Consider the following 18,923-nt stretch of genomic DNA (forward strand, 5'->3'; position numbering starts at 1 on the left):
TAATAAGATAGTGTTAGTTTTAATAAATCATGGCATAATATTGCCTAGTTATCAGAAAGGGATAAATATGAAAAAATTAATAAGCATATTGTTAGTTGCTTTACTTTTGTTTTCTACAACGAGTTGTACATCTAATTACGAAATAGATGAAAATGTTGTAAAGGATGTTTCAGATAAAATAACTGATGCTGTAATCAAAACAACAGGTAAAGAAAAGGTGCAAAAAGTAGAATCACACACCATTAGTGCTTCAGATTTGAATAAATTAATCATAAAGAGCGCAATTGGAAATATAAACATAACAAGCCATGAATCAAGTGATACTTTAATTGACGTAAAACTAGAATCTAAAGCAAACAATATGGAAGATGCAAAAAAATTGATTGAAGACTTCACCTATACTATTGAAGAAAAATTTAAATCAATTAATATTGATACTTCAAAAAATATTAATAATTTAGATCCATCAAATATGATACAAGTAACATTAGATATAAAAATTCCTGAAACTATTAAAAGTTTTGTTATAAATACAAATATTGGTGACATTACAATAAATAATGTTCAAGGACAAATTGAAGTTGTATCTAATGTTGGAGAAGTAAATATAAATAACTCAAGTGCTTCTTATGATTTAAAGGTAGATGTTGGTGATATAAACTTAGATAACTGTATTTCTTTAAACAGTTCAACCTTCCTTATAAATACAGGAGACATAAATTGTGATTTTTCTGATATTTACAACTCTAAAGTTATAAAGGCAAATGTTATTGTCGGAGATATTAACTTGACACTTCCTAAAGATTCAAGCTATGAAACTGTAATAAATGAGTTTATGATGAAAGAGATAGTTAAAATAAACAACGATGGAAAAACAAGAGTAGAACTTACAACTAATGTAGGTAGTATTGATTTCAATTGATTAACTATAATATTATAAAAAAACTCTTTTCAATATTAAATTAATATTGAAAAGAGTTTTTATTTTATATCGAAAAAAAACATATTAAACTTATCTTCTTATCTTCAATATTCTTCTAGCTTCATCTGGAGATGCTATGTCTCTACCATATATCTTTGCAAGTTTCGCTGTTCTCTCTACAAAGTCAACGTTCTTGCCTAATTTATCAGGCTTATAATAAATATTATCTTCCAATCCAATCCTTACATGCCCACCAAGGCTTATTCCGGAAAAAACTGTAAACATTTGATTTTCACCAATTCCCGTAATATCCCAAATAGAATTTTTAGGAATAGCATTTAAAAGACTAGTAAGTTGGTTATATGTTGCAGGTTGACAATTTTTAAATCCCAATATAAAGTTAAAGTATAAAGGATCACGAATCAACCCCTTATCCTTTAGTTCAATTGCTTTGTATATCATACTAATATCATATACCTCAATTTCAGGTTTAATATTTCTTTTCATCATTTCTTTTGATATTTTTTCTATGAATTTAGGAGAATTTTGATAAACCATTTCCTCAAAATTTACTGACCCTGTTGTTAAAGCAGCACTTTCAGGATTTAATTTTAAACCTTGAGTCCTACTCTCATAATCTAATCCAGCTCTTCCACCTGTTGATAATTGTATAATTATTTTAGGACATACTTCCTTAATTTTTTCGACTATTTCTACATATCTCATAAAATCATGTGTTTTTCTTCCATCTTTATCTCTTGCATGAATATGAACAACTGAAGCACCAGCATTATAACACTCTTTTACATCATTTGCTATTTCCTCAGCCGTTATTGGTATATGAGGTGTATCAGCCTTAGTATATATCGAGCCTGTTGTCGCTACAGTTATTATTAATTTAGACAAAATCTCACCTCCTAAAATTGAACCGCAATGTTTATTCATAGCAATGACATTATTGGAAAAATAACTATGTCATTAATTATAAATATTTTTTTAATATATCAACCTTGTCTAGCTTTTCCCAAGGCAAATCTAAATCATCTCTTCCAAAGTGGCCATAAGCAGCTAATTGTTTGTATATTGGTCTTCTTAAGTTTAACTTTTCTATTATTGCAGCTGGCCTTAAATCGAAGTTATCTTTAATGGCTTTCTCTATTTTTTCTTCATCAATTTTATTTGTTCCAAAAGTATCGACCATTATTGAAACTGGTTTTGCAACTCCAATAGCATAGGCAAGCTCAACTTCACATTTATCTGCTAGGCCTGCTGCAACAATGTTTTTTGCAATGTATCTTGATGCATATGCAGCTGAACGGTCTACCTTTGTTGGATCCTTGCCTGAGAATGCTCCACCACCATGTCTTGAATATCCTCCATAAGTATCAACAATAATTTTTCTTCCAGTCAATCCTGAATCCCCTTGAGGGCCTCCAATAACAAATCTACCTGTAGGATTGATAAAATATTTTGTATTCTCATCGATTAATTCAGCTGGTACTGTTGTTTTTATTACATGCTCCTTTAAGTCTTTTTCAATAGTGCTTATTTCAATTTCAGGGTCATGTTGAGTTGAAATTACAATGGCATCTACTCTAACAGGTTTATTATCATGATACTCAATGGTAACCTGTGTCTTTCCATCAGGTCTTAAATAACCCAAAATACCATTTTTTCTTACTTTTGAAAGTTTTAGAGATAATTTATGTGCCAAACTGATAGGCATAGGCATAAATTCAGGTGTTTCATTACATGCAAACCCAAACATCATACCTTGATCTCCAGCTCCTGTTGCATCGTTTTTGTCTAAATGAGTTTCTCTATACTCTGCCGCTTCGTTTACTCCCATAGCAATATCTGATGATTGTTCATCAATTGCAGTTAATACAGAACAAGTTTTGTAATCAAAGCCATACTCCGCATCTGTATAACCAATATCCTTTATAGTATTCCTAACTATTTTAGGAATATCTATATAGCAATTAGTGCTAATTTCTCCTGCTACTAATACAAGACCAGTTGTTGTTACAGTTTCACATGCAACTCTACCAAATGGATCTTGTTCATAAATAGCATCTAATATTCCATCAGATATTTGATCACAAATTTTATCAGGATGTCCTTCTGTTACAGACTCTGATGTAAATAACCATTTTTTCATTTTATGATCCTTTCTATACTTTACTTTTCTTTTCATTGTGAAAGCATAATGACTAATTTATATAGTTTAAAAAATAAAAACCTCTTCCATAGAAGAGGTTCTATCTACATATATAGCCTCATCTTTCGGAAATCCGCGGGATTTGGCACCTTGAATAAATCAGGCTGCCGGGTTTCATTGGGCCTCGTCCCTCCACCACTCTTGATAAGGATTGTTACAATTCATAATATCATATAGATTTTTTTATGTCAATAGCTGAACTTTAAATATTTTTGGAACTTAAATCCTTTTAAAACGTCTAAATAAAAGCGTATATTACAATCCTTACATTTCTATAATTTACTATATTAATTAAATAAATACATGTTAATTTATACTTTATATGTGGTATAATGGACAAGCATAAATTTAAATACATAAATACAGAAGGGAATGATTAATTTGTTTATAAAAAAAATTGCAGCTATTTCTGCTACTATGATTCTATTATTAACATCATCAGTATTCGGCAGCGACTTATACACTGTTTATGATTTATCTGAGGAAACTAGACTCTCTACGGGTATTACATATGAAAGAATTGAAAAATACACTTCTCAAGGGTGGATGAACATAAATGTTGTTCGCACAAACCTAACAGACCCGTATACAAAAGTAGAACCTGTAACAAATAAAGAAGGTGTATCTAACAGGGGAACATTAAGTTCTATGTTAAAATCATCTGGAGCTGTAGCAGGTGTTAATGGAGACTTTTTTTACATGGGAAATCCAACTTATACATATGGACCAATAATTAAGGACGGGGAAATTATCACATCTCCTCTACCTTACAGTTATGGATACCCATCAGTAACAAGATTATTGGATGGTACAGTGGATATATCACTTTGGAATCCTAATATTACACTTTATGGCTCAGATGATATTCAATATGATATTGTTGTTATGAATAAAACTTCTAATATTGATTGGGGCCCAACTATACTAACTTCTGATTGGAATAAAATGTCTCCTGGTTATAGCGGAGATAAAGATATATTAGAAGTAGTTGTAGTAAACAATACAGTGTCAGAAGTAAGGAGAAATCAACCTTCAACTATAATTCCAGAAGAAGGTTACATCGTTGCAAGTTGTAATCCTGACACAATAGAAAAAATGACAAATTCCTTTAAATCTGGGCAGCCAGTTTCATTGAATATTGAATTAGATTTTAACACTGAAAACATAGACTGGTCTTTTGGTGGGTTAAATCATCTAGTTAAAAATGGTGAAATAAATGATATTAGTGATGAAGTACTCGGTGCTCATCCTCGTACTGCAATAGGTTTTAATAAAGACAATACAGAAATGATTTTAGTAACTGTTGATGGAAGAAATAAGGAATATACAAGTATAAAACAAACAGAACTAGCTCAAATTATGGTTGATTTAGGTGCTTACAATGTTGTCAACATGGACGGAGGAGGATCTACAACTATGGGTATTGATTTCCTTAAAAATTCTAACATCACTATTGTAAATATGCCATCAGATGGATATGAAAGAAAAATCGCTTCAGGTGTTGGAGTTTTCAATACCGCACCAGATAGTAACAATGTTGACAAAATTAATATAACTACTTCAAATAATAAAGTTTTTAACAATACAGAGCTTGAATTAGATTTGGAATTTTTGAATGAATACTATACACCATTGGACATTGATAAAAGCAATGTTAGTTATTCTGTTACTCCTTCAACTGCAGGTGTAATTGAGAACAATAAATTTCTTCCGAAAAACCCAGGTAAAGCTTTAATAACAGCTTCTATAGGAGATACTAAAGGTGAAATAGAAATAGACGTAATAGATACACCCGTTGCTTTAAAATTTAATTCAGACAACCTAGTCTTAAATTATGGAGAAACACATAATTTAAATAACATTCTTGGTATTGACAAAAATGGTAATTCAGCTTATATTCCATCAGAGTATATTAATTATACTTATAGAAATAAGATAGGTAAAGTAGAAGATGGAATTTTCACTGCAGGTGATATTAATAATACTGGAGCTATAACCGCAACATTTGGCAGTGCGATTAAAAATATTCAAGTCAAAGTAGGTTACCGCTATGAAACTTTAAATAGATTTGAAAATTTAAATAACCTTAAATTAAATCTCTATCCTGAAGATTCCAAAGGAAATATATCTATTACAGATAATATTGTAAAAGAAGGAGCCAATGCATTAAAACTAGATTATGATTTCACTGATATGACTGACCAAAGTATTGCATTTGTTGATTTTGGAAAAGACGGAGAAGGCATTAAACTCGATGGTAAACCAAAAGCTATCGGAATGTGGGTTTATGGTGATGGTAAGGATCATTGGCTAAGATGCAGAGTTACTGACTCTTATGGCACACAAACTAAGATTACCTTCGAAGATGAGGTTAATTGGACTGGATGGAAGTGGGTTACAGCAGATATTCCTGATGGCATTGCATATCCTATTACCTTAAATAATATATACCTTGCTGAAATCAATGAAACAAGGAAAGATACAGGAACAATATATATAGATAATTTGAGACTTATGCATGAACCAAGAGATAAAAACCTTGGATTGAAAACAGAAACAGAATTTATCGATCCACTAAAAGTTAGTAATATTTCAAATTATTCAGAAAAATTGACTATAAAAGAAAATGATATAGTATTAACTGATTCTAATGGAAATTCTATAAGCAGTGATAATATATTGTATTTTGATGCCATTGTAACCAGTGGAACATTAAATGCGTCAAACACTGTAATGTGGAATAATATTAAGAGCATGCCAAATTATGAAGACAAGGTCATTATCCTTACAATGAATAATAGCCTTCAACAAATTAGTGATGAAAGAGAAATTAAAATTTTGAAGAACATTCTTGAACAAACATCAATAAATAACGATGTGTTTGTTGTTTGGCAAGGAGAAAATGAATCTACTTATTTAGAAAATAATATTAGATATATAAAGTATGATAGCAATTTTGAAATTGGTTTAACAAAAAATGGTGTTGCTTATACTAATTAAAGTCTTAGTGCCTTTCGAGGCACTTTTTATTGTAATATTATTCAGTTTTTCTTGTAATTTTATTTTTTTCTGATAAAATATCTTTGTAATATATTTTAGGAGGATCGTTATGAGTTTATATAAAGAATGGAATGAAATCTTAGAAGGTATTTCTACTCAAGAAGATTATCAAAAATTTTGGAAAGAATACATGGGAAAAGAAGCAGAATGTTATAGAAAAATACTAGAAGAAAAAAATCCAGTTATTGAAGGTAATATAAAAAATTTAGCTGAAAATAACAACATGACTAGTATGCAATTTGTAGGTTTCTTAGATGGTGCAAATACAAGTTTTAAGGAATCTATAAATTTAGAAGATTTAACAGAAGAATCGGAAATAAAGTTAGAACTTGATTTTGAGAAGTTATTATGGAATATGCACGATGCAAAAGCTGAATGGCTATATGATATGAATGAATGGAATAATATATTTGACGATGACAAAAGAAAACAGATAAAAAAAGACTATAACCGTTCTAAAATAGTCGTTAAAGGTGAAAAAATAGGTAGAAATGATCCATGTCCTTGTGGTTCAGGAAAAAAATATAAAAAATGTTGCGGTAAATAAACAGCAACAAGAAAAGAAGGGGAAATTATGAATAAAACAAGAGGATTAATTTATGCAATTTTAGCTGGTTTTATTTACGGATTTACTCCTATTTTAGGAAAATTATCATATATGGAGGGAAGCAACACATTATCACTAACCTTTTATAGAAGTCTTCTTTCCATTCCTTTTATTTTTGGAATTTTAAAATATAAGAAAATTCCCCTAGCTATAACAAAGCAAGAAATTAAAAAATTAGCTATCTTAAGTTCCCTTGGCCCTTCTTTGACTGCTATCACACTTTATGGTGCCTATAATTATATATCTGTAGGAATGACTACTACAATACATTATATTTATCCTGTTTTAGTTGCTGCCGTTTCTGTGATTATATTTAAAGAGAAAATAAGTAAAGAAAAAATATTAGCCTTAGTTCTATCAACTATTGGAGTTGCTTTATTTTTCGAAGGCAGCTTTAGTATAGTAGGAGTAATATTGGCATTATTGTCAGGGGTAATATATGGCGCTCACCTTCTTTACATTGATAAAAGTGGTTTAAATGCGATGTATCCATTTAAAATTTCTTTATTCCTTAGCGCCTTTGCATCAATATATATGTTTATATTTGGAATGATATCTAAAACCTTAGTATTTAATATGTCTATAAAAGGTTGGATATACACACTCTTAGTTTCAATCTTTGTTTCTGTATTAGCTAATACATTAATCACTATGGCTGTAAAAAATGTTGGTCCTACTGTAACTGCAATTGTTGGAATGTTCGAACCTATTACAAGCATATTATTAGGTATTATTTTATTAAATGAACCCTTTACATTAAAAAACATATTTGCATGCATTCTCATATTAACAGGAGTATTAATAATAACATTAATAAAAGAAGAAAAAGTTAAAATAAAAACAGTTCTTTCAAAATAAGATGCACTGGGGACTGTCCCCAGTGCATCTTTTTAGATGTTTTTAATTTCGTCATAAACTTCTTTTATTGATACCTTGTTTTTAAGTGCTGCTTTTTTTATATCTTCATATTCCCCGCTGAATTTTATGATATCTCCATATACAACCTTTTTTACGTGAATATCACCAAATTTAGTGTTTATAAGTTCGTAACTTCTTTCCATAGTAGTTCTCTCAACTTTAATTTTTCTTATACCAATAGTTGAGGTTTCCGAAAGCACTATTCTTTCTAAAGTATCTAAATCTTCTTCTTGAGCTATAAATGTAAGTTTAACAGCAGGACGACATTTCTTCATGTAAATAGGAGTAAAGAAAACATCTAATGCCCCAGCTTCAAATAATCTTTCCATAACATACCCCAACACCTCTCCAGTTGTATCATCTATATTTGTTTCTGCTAATATTATACTGTTTAAATTAGTTTTTTTTTTCCTAAAACAAGCCTTAATAAATTAGGAATTTCAAAGTCTTTATAACCTGCACCATAACCTATCTTATCAATTTCCATATCTGGTTGTTCACTATATTCTTGTGCTAATGCTGCAACAATTGCAGCTCCCGTAGGTGTTACAAGTTCTCCTTGAATACCCTTAGAATATATTGGAATACTAGCATTCTTAATAATTTCTAAAGTTGCTGGCGCTGGTACTGGCATTAATCCATGCTGACATTTTACAAATCCTGTTCCTACATGAAGCTTTGAAGCAACTACTTTTTCTATATTTAACATATCAATACAAATAGCAGTTCCTATAATATCTACAATTGAATCAATAGCCCCTACTTCATGAAAGTGAACTTGGTCAATAGGTTTTCCATGAACTTTAGATTCAGCTTCTGCTACATAAATAAATATTTTTTTTGAGAGCTTTTTAACTTTATCAGAAAGTTGGCTATCCTCAATAATTTTCTCAATATCATGTAAATTTCTATGTTCATGTGAATGGTGATGGTGATGTTCATGTGAATGATGCTCATCTTCTAATATTACATCAAAATAAGTACCTTCAATACCATTTTTAACTTTTTTACTTACTTCTATGTGATACCCTTCTACATTTAATTTTTTCAACTCATTAATTAGTTCATTTTCATTTATACCTAAATCCAATAAACCACCTATTATCATATTTCCGCTTATACCAGAAAAACAATCCATATATAATATATTCATTTTATTTTTCTCCATTCATTTTATTTATCATACTCGCTAGATATCCCGCACCAAATCCATTATCTATATTTACAACACTAGTCCCTGATGCACAGGAGTTCAGCATTGCTAACAATGCAGCTACTCCATTAAAACTAGCTCCATAACCAACGCTTGTAGGAACTGCTATAACTGGTACGTCAACAAGACCTCCAACAACACTGGCTATTGCTCCTTCCATTCCAGCTGCAGCAATTATTACATTGGCAGAATAAATAACATCCAATTTAGAAAGTAATCTATGGATACCTGCTACACCAACATCGTAAAGCCTTTCAACTTTATTCCCTAAAACTTCTGCAGTTATAGCTGCTTCTTCTGCAACAGGAATATCTGCGGTGCCTCCAGTAACCACTAATATAGAATTTTCAGTTTTTATTATTTCTTTTCTTCTTATTATTATGATTCTCGCTAAATCATAATATATTGCATTATCTGTAATTTTACAAACACTTTCATAAACTTCCTTGCTGGCTCTTGTTGCTAAAATATTATTTTCACCCATAGCTAACATCTTAGTAATAATTCCGTTAATATGGTCTAGTGACTTGCCTTGACAAAATATTACCTCTGGATATCCATTACGTAAAGCTCTATGGTTATCAATTTTAGCGTAGTTGCCTATTTCAGTAAAAGGTAATTCTTTAAGTTTTTCTACAGCTGTATCAATTGTTACTTCCTCATTCTTTACTTTATTCAATAATTCTTTTAAATCATTTTTATTCATTATTTTATATCCCACTCATCCTTAGTATTTTGACTTACTTCTTCATTCATACTTCCAATTCTGTAACCTTGTAAATCCAAAGTGACAAAATTAAATCCTTCTTTCTTAAAGAATTCAACTACAGTTTCCCTATCCTTTTCTATAAATTTAGCAAAGTCCTCTTTTTTCAATTCTATTCTTGCTAAATTTCCATGGTATCTCACTCTAAAACCAGTATATCCTAAATCAAGGAGATAATTTTCACAATTTTCTACCATTTTTAAATTTTCCTTAGTAATTCGTGTACCATAGGGAATTCTAGATGCAAGGCAAGCCATAGAAGGCTTATTCCAAGTTGGGACATTTAGTTTTTTAGAAAGAACACGTATCTCTTCCTTGCTTAGTCCTGCTTCTTTTAAAGGACTCCTTACACCAAGTTCTTTAAGTGCTTTCATGCCAGGCCTAAAATCTGAAGTATCATCAGCATTAGTTCCATCGACAACAAATTTATATCCATTTTTGTTTGCTGTATCTATAATTAATGTAAAAACAGCTTTCTTACAATGATAACATCTGTCTGGTTCATTTGCTACTAAACCTTTTATTCCCCATTCATCACCAATAATTGGAATAAACTTAGCCTTTAATATTTTAGCCAATTCTTCAGTTTCATAAGTATCTCTTTTAGGATACATTGATGCACTTACATTTATTCCAACTGCATTCTCATTTAATACTTCATTTGCAACAGCTAACAAAAATGTGCTATCAACCCCTCCTGAAAATGCTACTGCAACACTACCCATCTCTTTAAGTATACTTCTTAATTTATTATATTTTTGTTCCATTATTATACTCCTCAAATTATATATTATTGATTTCTTCTAAGTTTACTACTCTTGTACATACTCTGCTTGCCAATGCTTTATTATGTGTTATTATAACCATTCCAATATTTCTTTCTTCACATATTTTTATTAAAGAATTCCAAATTTGTGCTTGAGTTATTCCATCAAGCATTGCAGTTATTTCATCAGCAATTATAAATTTGGTATCCTTTGTTATAGATCTTGCTATTGAAAACCTTTGAAGTTCTCCTCCAGACAACTCATTAGGATACCTGTCTAGCCATATATCCTTGATACCTAAAATTTCTATAAGATTATAATTTATCTTACCATTTTCTGTTAAAGCTTTTTTCATTCTCCACCTAGGATTAATAGTTTCCTCTGGATGTTGATATATTAACTGAACAGGATAATATTCTTTATTTAAAATTTCTTTGTTATCTATAACAACATTACCCCATGATGGCATAACATGACCTGCCAATATTTTTGCAAATGTACTTTTTCCATAACCACTTTTTGCTACTAATCCAACTCTTTCATTTGAAGATACGTTAAAATCCACATTTTTCAAAATATATGAACTATTGTTATATTTAAACCCAATATTTTTAGCTTCTAAAATCATAATTACATTTCACCATTTCATCATTAAATTTCTTCATTTCTACATTTTTATCACAAATTGCTTCTTTATAATTACATCTATCCCGGAAAACACATCCTATATCACCTATTTTAGGTATAGGCTGGTAACCTTCTATTGGCTTAAATTCATTTGTAGGTAAAGAATTATATAATGCTTTCGTATATGGATGCCTTAAGTAACTTACACCTTTATTAAAATATTTAGCTTTAGTCAACTCAAGTATATGTCCTGCATAAAATATAGCGATCTTATCTGAATAATTAATAGCTAACTCTATATCATGGGTTATTAATACAACTGCTTTATTTTCGTCTGCAAAATTTCTAAAATAGTTCATTGTCTTTTTAGCAGATTCAACATCAAGTCCTGGAGTAGGTTCATCGGCTATTATGAGACTCGGCTCTTTTATAACAGAAGTAGAAATTAAAACCCTCCTTGCCATGCCACCAGATAGTTGAAATGGGTATAACTTTTCAGAATTTTCACATAAATCATATTGTTCAAATATTTTACGTTGTTTTTTCTTAATTTCCTTATCATTTATGCAGTTTCTAACCTGTTTACCAACTTTTATTAATGGATCAAGGCATGAAATGCTCTGTGGAATATATGTTATTTCATTCCCTCTTAAAGATTTCAATAATTTTGAATCAATTAATTTACCATCATAATATATATCACCATCTACTACTGCGTTACTAGGAAGTAATCCTAATATTGCTTCTGCTAATATACTCTTTCCACTTCCGCTAGCTCCTACTATAGTTAATATTTCCCCTGGATATGCCATTATAGATAAATCATTTATAACTAAATTATCATTATTTTTTATTTTATTATCATTCATTCTAAATTGAACTGATAGATTATTTATTTCTAATAAAGGTTTCATATTTTTCTTCCAATCTATTTAAAACTTTACTCACTCTCTTGCAAAATTAGGATTAAGAAGTAAAGATAAATTTTCTCCTAATTTGTTTATAAGTAATACTAAAACTACTAATGAAAGGCCAGGAAAAAAAGCTAAATGCCACATCCCCGTAACTAAATATTTCATACTTTCAGATAATATAATACCTATTGCTGCTGACTCTGGAGATAATCCAAACCCTAAAAATGTTACAGATGCCTCATGAAGTATAGCATGTGGAAACATTAATATAAGCCCTACAATAAACTGAGGAAAAACTATAGGAATCATGTGATTTTTAAAAATATACCAACCATTTTTACCAAACCTTCTAGATACCATTACATATTTATTGCTTCTAACCTGTAATACTTCACTACGAACTATTCGTGCAAGTGATGTCCAATGAGTTACCGCAACACCAATCAATACACCTTTTGCACCTCTACCGCTTAATACAGAAATTAATATTATCAAAATAATATGAGGTATTCCCATAACTAAGTCAATTGCTAATTTCGCTATAAAGTCAACCCATTTTGGCATAGTCCCTGCCAATCCACCTATTATCAATGCAATTATACAACTAATTAATGATGCAATGGACCCTATAACTAAACTATTTCTTAAACCTTTTATAGTCCTTAAAAACATATCTCTTCCTAACCAATCAGTACCAAAGGGATGTTCTAAAGAAGGTAATTGATTTTTAATTTCAAACTGAGGTGACAACATTTCATCTGTAATTAAAGTTCCAAAAACCATTATTAATATTATAATAACTAATATTGCAATAAGTATAACTTTACTTTTATCTCTCCTGCCCAATTAAACTTTCTCCTCTCTAATCATAGGGTTCATAGCCATATGAAGAATGTCTGCAATAAAGTTTCCCATAAATACAAATATAGCCGTTATAATCGTAGTACCTAATAATAAAGGTATATCGCCCCCTAATCCTGCCTGTACAACTGTAGAGCCAAGTCCAGGATAAGAAAAAACACTTTCTGCCAATACACTGCCACCAAATATTTCACTAAATGATCCAAACTGTATAGTAACTGCAGGCAAAACAGTATTTTTAAAAATATGATTCTTAAGGATAGATTTCTCACTTTCTCCCTTAGCTATAGCAAATAAAACATAATCACTTTGTAAAACTTCTATAGTTTTGCTTCTTGTATGCATAGCAACATTAGGAACAAAAACCAAAGTTAAAGTAATTATAGGTAGAATTGCATGATGTATTTTTTCAAGAATATTAATATTATCAGTGGTTATCCCAATTGGAACACTAAATCCAATAGGAAAAATTTTAAGTTTCACTGAAAATATTATGAGCATAAGTATCCCAACCCAAAATGTTGGTGTAGCTGTAAAAGTTATACAAATTGATTTAATTATTTTATCTAAAAGTGAATCTCTGTATTTACCCATTATTAAACCTAAAATATATCCCACCATACCTGAAAGTATAAAGGCAGATACCATTAAAAATAATGAATTAATTGCCCTTTCACTAATAACAGAAATAACACTTTTTCTAAAAATAAGTGATTCACCTAAATCACCTTTAAGTAAATTAGATGACCAATTTATAAATCTATCGATTTTTGATTCGTCTAAACCCCAATACTTTTCAATTTCTCCTCTTTGCTCTATACTAACTGTATTGCCTTCCCCAATATATTGTCTTATAGGGTCAATTGGGGAATTTACTACCAAAGTAAAGGTTACAATACAAACTAAAATAATCAAAATAATCATTCTGGAGAAATTAAACATTATATATTTAAAAATATTCATCTGATTTTCCTATCTTTATCTTTTACTTAATCCATTTCCAATCTCTTAAGTTTGCAGCAAGAGGCCATGCATGTCCATGAGGATGTATTTTTTGCTGTCCAACATCTAATCCCTCTTTTACATAATATAGATGGTCTATATTTACTAACCAAACCCATGGACTATCTCCAAGGGTTGATGTTCCTGTTTTTCCATCCCACTGCGCCTTTTTCCACAATTCATTAGCAATTTGTGAATCAGTTGCTTCTAATGCCTGTTCCATATATTTATCAACAATTTCATTAGAATAATTCTCTGGATTATAATAATCTACGCCTTTATTACTGCTGTGATAAAGCATATATGTTTCCATTGGAGTTTGATCACCCCAACCCATTAATACTGGATCTCTAAACATACGCTTATCTATTTCATCCCAACTTAAACCTTCAACTTTTATAGATATTCCTAAATCTTTAGCTTGATTCGAAGCAGACAATGCGAGACCTTGTCTAACAGAATCTCCAGCTGCATAAATCAAAGAAAATTCAGCCTTTAATCCATCTTTTTCTCTTATACCGTCATTATCGCTATCAATCCAACCAGTTTCTTCTAATATACTTTTAGCATTCTCTATATCATATTCAATTATACAATCCTCATTAAACCAAGGCATATTGTCAGCCTCTGTATAAGCAGGAACACCATATCCACTTAATACATCCTCAATCATTTTATTTCTATCGAGCCCATAAGATAATGCTCTTCTTATTGCTATATCAGATGTAACATCATTCCCTATAGGATAACCTTCTGAAGTAGTTTTTCCCTCATTAGAAACCACAGGAAGTGTTATACCTCTATTATCAATAGTATCTGCACTATATAAATTCATTCCTTCAATTTCAACACTTGACATGCTTGGAACTGTCATTGCTACATCTAAAGTACCTGTCTGTGCTGCTATTAAAGCTGCATCTTCTTCCATAAATAAAATAACTACCTTTTTCATTTCAGGGATATTTCCATAATACTCTTCATTAGCCTCAAGTATTAATTGCTGGCCTTTGTCCCATTGAACAAATTTAAAAGGTCCACTACCAATTGGTTTTTCACCGTATTCATTATCGTATACATGTTCTGGAACAATTCCAGTTTTAGATATACTATAAATAAAAGCTGACTCTGGTCTTGATAATTTCATTTGTACAGTAAATTCATCCACCGCCTTTATTGATTCCAACACAGTTAAATCAACAATAGAATTACTTTCTTTTGCCTTTTCATATGTAAACACTACATCATCGGCAGTTACTAATTCTCCATCTGTAAAATAAGCATTTTCTCTTAAATTAAATGTCCAAGTTAAAGAGTCATCACTTATAGTATAATCAGTTGCCAAATCCCCTACGATTTCCATATTCGCATTTGTTTCAACTAAAGTGCTTTGAATTAATGGACTACCATACCTTCCCCAACCATATATTGGGTTAAACCCTTCATCAGGTTCAGATCCTATGGCCATAACTATTGTATCTTTAGTTTCATTTTCATTTACAACATTAGTTAAATCACCACTATCATTACTACAACTAGTAACTGATAATAGCATTATCACAATAGATAAAATTAATAACAAATAGTTCTTTTTCATATTACCCTCCCTTACATAAAACAAAAAACCACAAAGATATCACTTATTCTTAAGTGACTGAAACCTTCGTGGCTTTACTCTTTTATATAATTTTACAAATATTTTAAATGTTGTTCATCAACATATGTATTGTCTTCAAACAATAGGAATATTATATCACACAAAACTCAAAAATCAAGAATTTTTTGCGATTATATTTTCTGCTGCCAGCTTACCAGTTGAAAAGGCTGCTTGTAAATTAAATCCTCCTGTATTCCCATCTATATCCATAACCTCACCAACAAAATATAGATTTTTTATTATTTTTGATTCCATTGTTTTAGAATTTATTTCATCAGTTGCTACACCACCCTTAGTCACCATGGCAATATGAAATCCTCCAAGCTTTTCTATTGTCATCTTATTATTAGATAATAGTTCAATGATTTTTTTCCGACTTTGTTTAGGTAACTGACTACATATTATATCATCGTCAATTTTTGACAATCCTAATATTTTATCAATGAACCGTTTAGGTAAATTCAATTCTTTTAATATTGTTTTTACTTTTAATTTTCCACTAAGAGATATTTTATTTTCAAAATAATTTCTAAATTCCTCTTCATTTTTATATGATGTAAAATTAATTTTTAATATATCTTTACTATCCATATATCGTGAATTATTTATAATTACTGGACCAGATAAATTTGAATGAGTAAATAGCATATCTCCAGTAAAATCTTTAACTTTCTTATTGCTCTTATATAATGAAATTTTTATATTTTCAAAAGAAATACCCGACAAGTCTCCAAAACAATAATTCTTAATATAAACTGGCGTCAAGGCTTCTTTTGGAGCTATTATTGTATGACCTAAACTTTCTGCAAATCCATAGCCGTCACCAGTTGAACCAGTATTTGGATATGACATTCCTCCAGTTGCAATTACAAGATTTTCACAGGCAAAAGATTCTTCCTGTGTTTTAACAATAAATAATTTATTGTATTCATCATACCCTAATCTATCAACTTTACAGTTATATTTTAACTCTACGCCTTTCTCTTTGCAGCCTTCAATTAATACATTTAGAATATCCTTTGAATTAAATGATTTTGGAAATACCTTATTATCATCTCTTGTTATACTTTCTAATCCAAATTTTTTAAAAAATTCAATAGAATCCTTGTTTGTAAAATTGTATAATGAAGGTTTTAAAAATCTGCCCTTGTCTCCGTAACTTTTTAAAAAATTATCTAAATCGCAATTGTTTGTATAATTGCATTGACCAGCCCCTGATATGAGAATTTTTTTACCAGGAATATCATTTTTTTCTAAAACCATAACCTTTTTATTTCTAATAGTTAGGGCATTGAAAAGTCCCCCAGGCCCTGCCCCAATTATTATCACATCATATTTCATATAAACTCCATTCAAATATTGATAATGAAAAAGCATATCATGTGATATGCTTTTTATCTATTTTATTTATTTTATCTATTTACTGTAACATTATACTTACTGCAACATACTCTCCACCTTGTGACAAAGCAGTACTAATAATATTTTCACCCTCTTCTATATTCTTCATATACTCTGTTTTTCCCGAAGTATCAAATATTTTTGTACTGTTTGTAACTCTTAAATGAATAAGTTCTGTTTGGCCATTTTCCTTAATATTCTGCATCATTATAAGTTTTTCATCTGAATTTACATAAATAACTTTTCCAGAGAAATTTTTGGCTGTTTGTAATTCTGATGCTTCTATAGTAGCTATTTCATCACCAGATGTATTAACATAAACATGATACCCAAGTCTCAAATCATAAATTGTGGCATTTTTTTCTCCCAAATTTATTTTAACATTGTTACTTATTGAATATTCCTCAACATCACCATCTTCATCAGCAATTTTAATTTTACTGATAGGAGCAATTAAAATTTCCTTTATTGTTCCACTTAATTCTGCTTCAGCAGCTTCTGTATTAATTCTAATCATTTCACCATATTTAGTAGTAACAGTAACAATATCACCTACTCTAACTTGATCAAAACTAGAATCATCATCATTTCTTGTTACATCAACATCGCTATTAAATTCAAAAGTCATAACTTTTCCATCATTAGTTTTTATCGACAACTTTATAGGAAAACTTGCGTAATTAATAGCTGTGATTACACCATCATAATGTTGAATCCTGCTAATTGAATTAATTTGAACTACTCTATCATCCTCTATCATTAAAGTTATTTCATCATCATCATCTAAATTTTTAAGTTCAGTTTCTTTACCATCCAAATACACGTCTACATCAGATGATACATTAAATTTTAACTTATCTCCATCTTCATCTTTTATTGTAATTGATGCTGGAGATGAGTATGCAACATAGGAGATTATACCTCTAACTATTTTAACTGAATCATCTGCCTCAATAGAAAGTGCTATATTTTTATCGTTGATTTTACATGTTACTGTCATGTCCTCATCTAACTTTGAAAATTTTGATGATTTTCCATTAAGTTTAAACTTAGTATCATCATTTATCTTAACCATAACAGTTTCTTCATTATTTTTTAATATATTTATGTAAGATTCAACTGATCCTTCAGAAATTTCTGTTATCGTACCACTAATAATTGTAGTAGGTTGATAGTTTTCAAAGTTCGGCTCTATTTCCTCATCATCAATATATTCATATGCTCTATCTAACATAGTTGCCATAACAGCGCGTGTAATTTTATCTTTAGGATTAATTTTTTTATTGTTATCACCTTGAAGAATATCTCTATCATACATTATATAAATATATGGCCTAGCTGCTGTTGATATTTCTGCAACATCTTTAAAAGGTAAAGTATACACCTTTAACTCCTCGGCTTCCTCACCTAACATCATTGCTTTTGCCATAAGAATTGATATTTCTTCTTTTGTTGCAGGTTGAAAAATCGACTTGTTTTTAAACATTTTCTCCATGCCACTTTCTGAAACTATTCCAAGCTCAATTACTACTGACAAATATTCAAATGACCACTCATTATCTTTAGTGTTAGGCATGTCCTCTAAAACTGGTTCATATTCTTCTATTATTTCATCCATAATATCTTCGTCAATATCATATAATCTTGACAGCATAACCAATGCTTCCAGTACAGTCACATTTTCTTCAGGTTTAAAAGTTCCATTACTATAACCTGAAACTAGGCCTTTTTTTGCTACTTTTTCTATATAACTTTTTGCCCAATGATCTGAAATATCATTAAATGTTGCAGCATTAACTGCTGTTGTAAGCATTAAAGCAAGTACTATAGTTAATAATAATATTTTATAAGCCTTACTATTCATAATACCTCCTACTTCTTCTTCTTTCGTATTTTAGTAAATTATAACACACATATGTTACTTCTGCAATCTAATTATTCCACAGATTTCAATGGTGATATCAAATAAACTATTGACTTCTTTTAATAA

The 18,923-nt window shown here is 30.0% G+C and carries 15 protein-coding genes, 1 pseudogene and 1 riboswitch; of the genes and pseudogenes, 4 read left to right on the forward strand and 12 right to left on the reverse strand.

The window, feature by feature from the left end; all coding sequences use genetic code 11:
* The first annotated feature begins 67 nt into the window (after positions 1–67).
* The gene (locus tag U8307_RS05935) at positions 68–922 is read left to right on the forward strand and encodes a hypothetical protein (protein WP_326911041.1); all 855 of its coding nucleotides are present in this window, start codon (positions 68–70) and stop codon (positions 920–922) included.
* A 90-nt stretch (positions 923–1,012) separates the two neighbouring features.
* Here U8307_RS05935 and U8307_RS05940 read toward each other — a convergent pair whose 3' ends face one another.
* Together U8307_RS05940 and metK are read right to left on the reverse strand one after the other, a co-directional pair.
* On the reverse strand, positions 1,013–1,828 hold the full coding sequence (locus tag U8307_RS05940) for a 3-keto-5-aminohexanoate cleavage protein (RefSeq protein ID WP_326911043.1): 816 nt from the start codon (positions 1,826–1,828) through the stop codon (positions 1,013–1,015).
* Positions 1,829–1,904: 76 nt separating this feature from the next.
* Positions 1,905–3,083, reverse strand: a complete 1,179-nt coding sequence (gene metK, locus U8307_RS05945) for a methionine adenosyltransferase (protein WP_326911045.1) — start codon at positions 3,081–3,083, stop codon at positions 1,905–1,907.
* A 115-nt stretch (positions 3,084–3,198) separates the two neighbouring features.
* Positions 3,199–3,294: riboswitch (SAM riboswitch) on the reverse strand.
* Between the two features lie 221 nt (positions 3,295–3,515).
* On the opposite strand from metK, the gene U8307_RS05950 reads away from it, so the two are divergent.
* From U8307_RS05950 to U8307_RS05960, 3 genes are all read left to right on the forward strand, one after another.
* A complete protein-coding gene (locus U8307_RS05950; RefSeq protein ID WP_326911047.1) occupies positions 3,516–6,143 on the forward strand; it encodes a phosphodiester glycosidase family protein in 2,628 nt (875 codons plus the stop codon).
* A 109-nt stretch (positions 6,144–6,252) separates the two neighbouring features.
* Positions 6,253–6,750 carry an SEC-C metal-binding domain-containing protein gene (locus U8307_RS05955; RefSeq protein ID WP_326911049.1) on the forward strand — a complete coding sequence of 166 codons (498 nt, stop codon included), beginning with the start codon at positions 6,253–6,255 and terminating at the stop codon, positions 6,748–6,750.
* 27 nt (positions 6,751–6,777) lie between these two features.
* Positions 6,778–7,668 (forward strand): DMT family transporter, encoded by an 891-nt coding sequence (locus tag U8307_RS05960; protein WP_326911050.1) that lies wholly within the window; start codon positions 6,778–6,780, stop codon positions 7,666–7,668.
* 32 nt (positions 7,669–7,700) lie between these two features.
* Here the strand turns inward: U8307_RS05960 and larC are convergent.
* From larC to U8307_RS06010, 10 genes and pseudogenes are all read right to left on the reverse strand, one after another.
* Positions 7,701–8,881: pseudogene (larC, locus tag U8307_RS05965) on the reverse strand (nickel pincer cofactor biosynthesis protein LarC).
* Between the two features lies 1 nt (position 8,882).
* Positions 8,883–9,647: a nickel pincer cofactor biosynthesis protein LarB gene (larB, locus tag U8307_RS05970; RefSeq protein ID WP_326911052.1), complete on the reverse strand. Its 765-nt coding sequence runs from the start codon at positions 9,645–9,647 to the stop codon at positions 8,883–8,885.
* Positions 9,647–10,474: an ATP-dependent sacrificial sulfur transferase LarE gene (gene larE, locus U8307_RS05975; RefSeq protein ID WP_326911054.1), complete on the reverse strand. Its 828-nt coding sequence runs from the start codon at positions 10,472–10,474 to the stop codon at positions 9,647–9,649. The genes larB and larE overlap by 1 nt, the downstream gene beginning before the upstream one ends.
* A gap of 16 nt (positions 10,475–10,490) precedes the next feature.
* Positions 10,491–11,102, reverse strand: coding sequence for an ABC transporter ATP-binding protein (locus tag U8307_RS05980; protein ID WP_326911057.1), 612 nt, complete (start codon positions 11,100–11,102; stop codon positions 10,491–10,493).
* Positions 11,086–12,015 carry an ABC transporter ATP-binding protein gene (locus U8307_RS05985; protein ID WP_326911058.1) on the reverse strand — a complete coding sequence of 310 codons (930 nt, stop codon included), beginning with the start codon at positions 12,013–12,015 and terminating at the stop codon, positions 11,086–11,088. The genes U8307_RS05980 and U8307_RS05985 overlap by 17 nt, the downstream gene beginning before the upstream one ends.
* A 30-nt stretch (positions 12,016–12,045) precedes the next feature.
* Positions 12,046–12,861: an ABC transporter permease gene (locus tag U8307_RS05990; protein WP_326911060.1), complete on the reverse strand. Its 816-nt coding sequence runs from the start codon at positions 12,859–12,861 to the stop codon at positions 12,046–12,048.
* Entirely contained in the window at positions 12,862–13,839 is a 978-nt protein-coding gene (locus tag U8307_RS05995) for an ABC transporter permease (RefSeq protein WP_326911062.1), read from the reverse strand. It lies immediately after the preceding gene.
* A 22-nt stretch (positions 13,840–13,861) separates the two neighbouring features.
* Positions 13,862–15,472: an ABC transporter substrate-binding protein gene (locus U8307_RS06000; protein ID WP_326911064.1), complete on the reverse strand. Its 1,611-nt coding sequence runs from the start codon at positions 15,470–15,472 to the stop codon at positions 13,862–13,864.
* A gap of 174 nt (positions 15,473–15,646) precedes the next feature.
* A complete protein-coding gene (locus U8307_RS06005; protein ID WP_326911066.1) occupies positions 15,647–16,873 on the reverse strand; it encodes an NAD(P)/FAD-dependent oxidoreductase in 1,227 nt (408 codons plus the stop codon).
* Positions 16,874–16,952: 79 nt separating this feature from the next.
* Positions 16,953–18,797 (reverse strand): S-layer homology domain-containing protein, encoded by a 1,845-nt coding sequence (locus U8307_RS06010; RefSeq protein WP_326911067.1) that lies wholly within the window; start codon positions 18,795–18,797, stop codon positions 16,953–16,955.
* Positions 18,798–18,923: the final 126 nt, after the last annotated feature.

It is taken from the genome of Sedimentibacter sp. MB31-C6 (assembly GCF_035934735.1).
Classification (GTDB): Bacteria; Bacillota; Clostridia; order Tissierellales; family Sedimentibacteraceae; genus Sedimentibacter.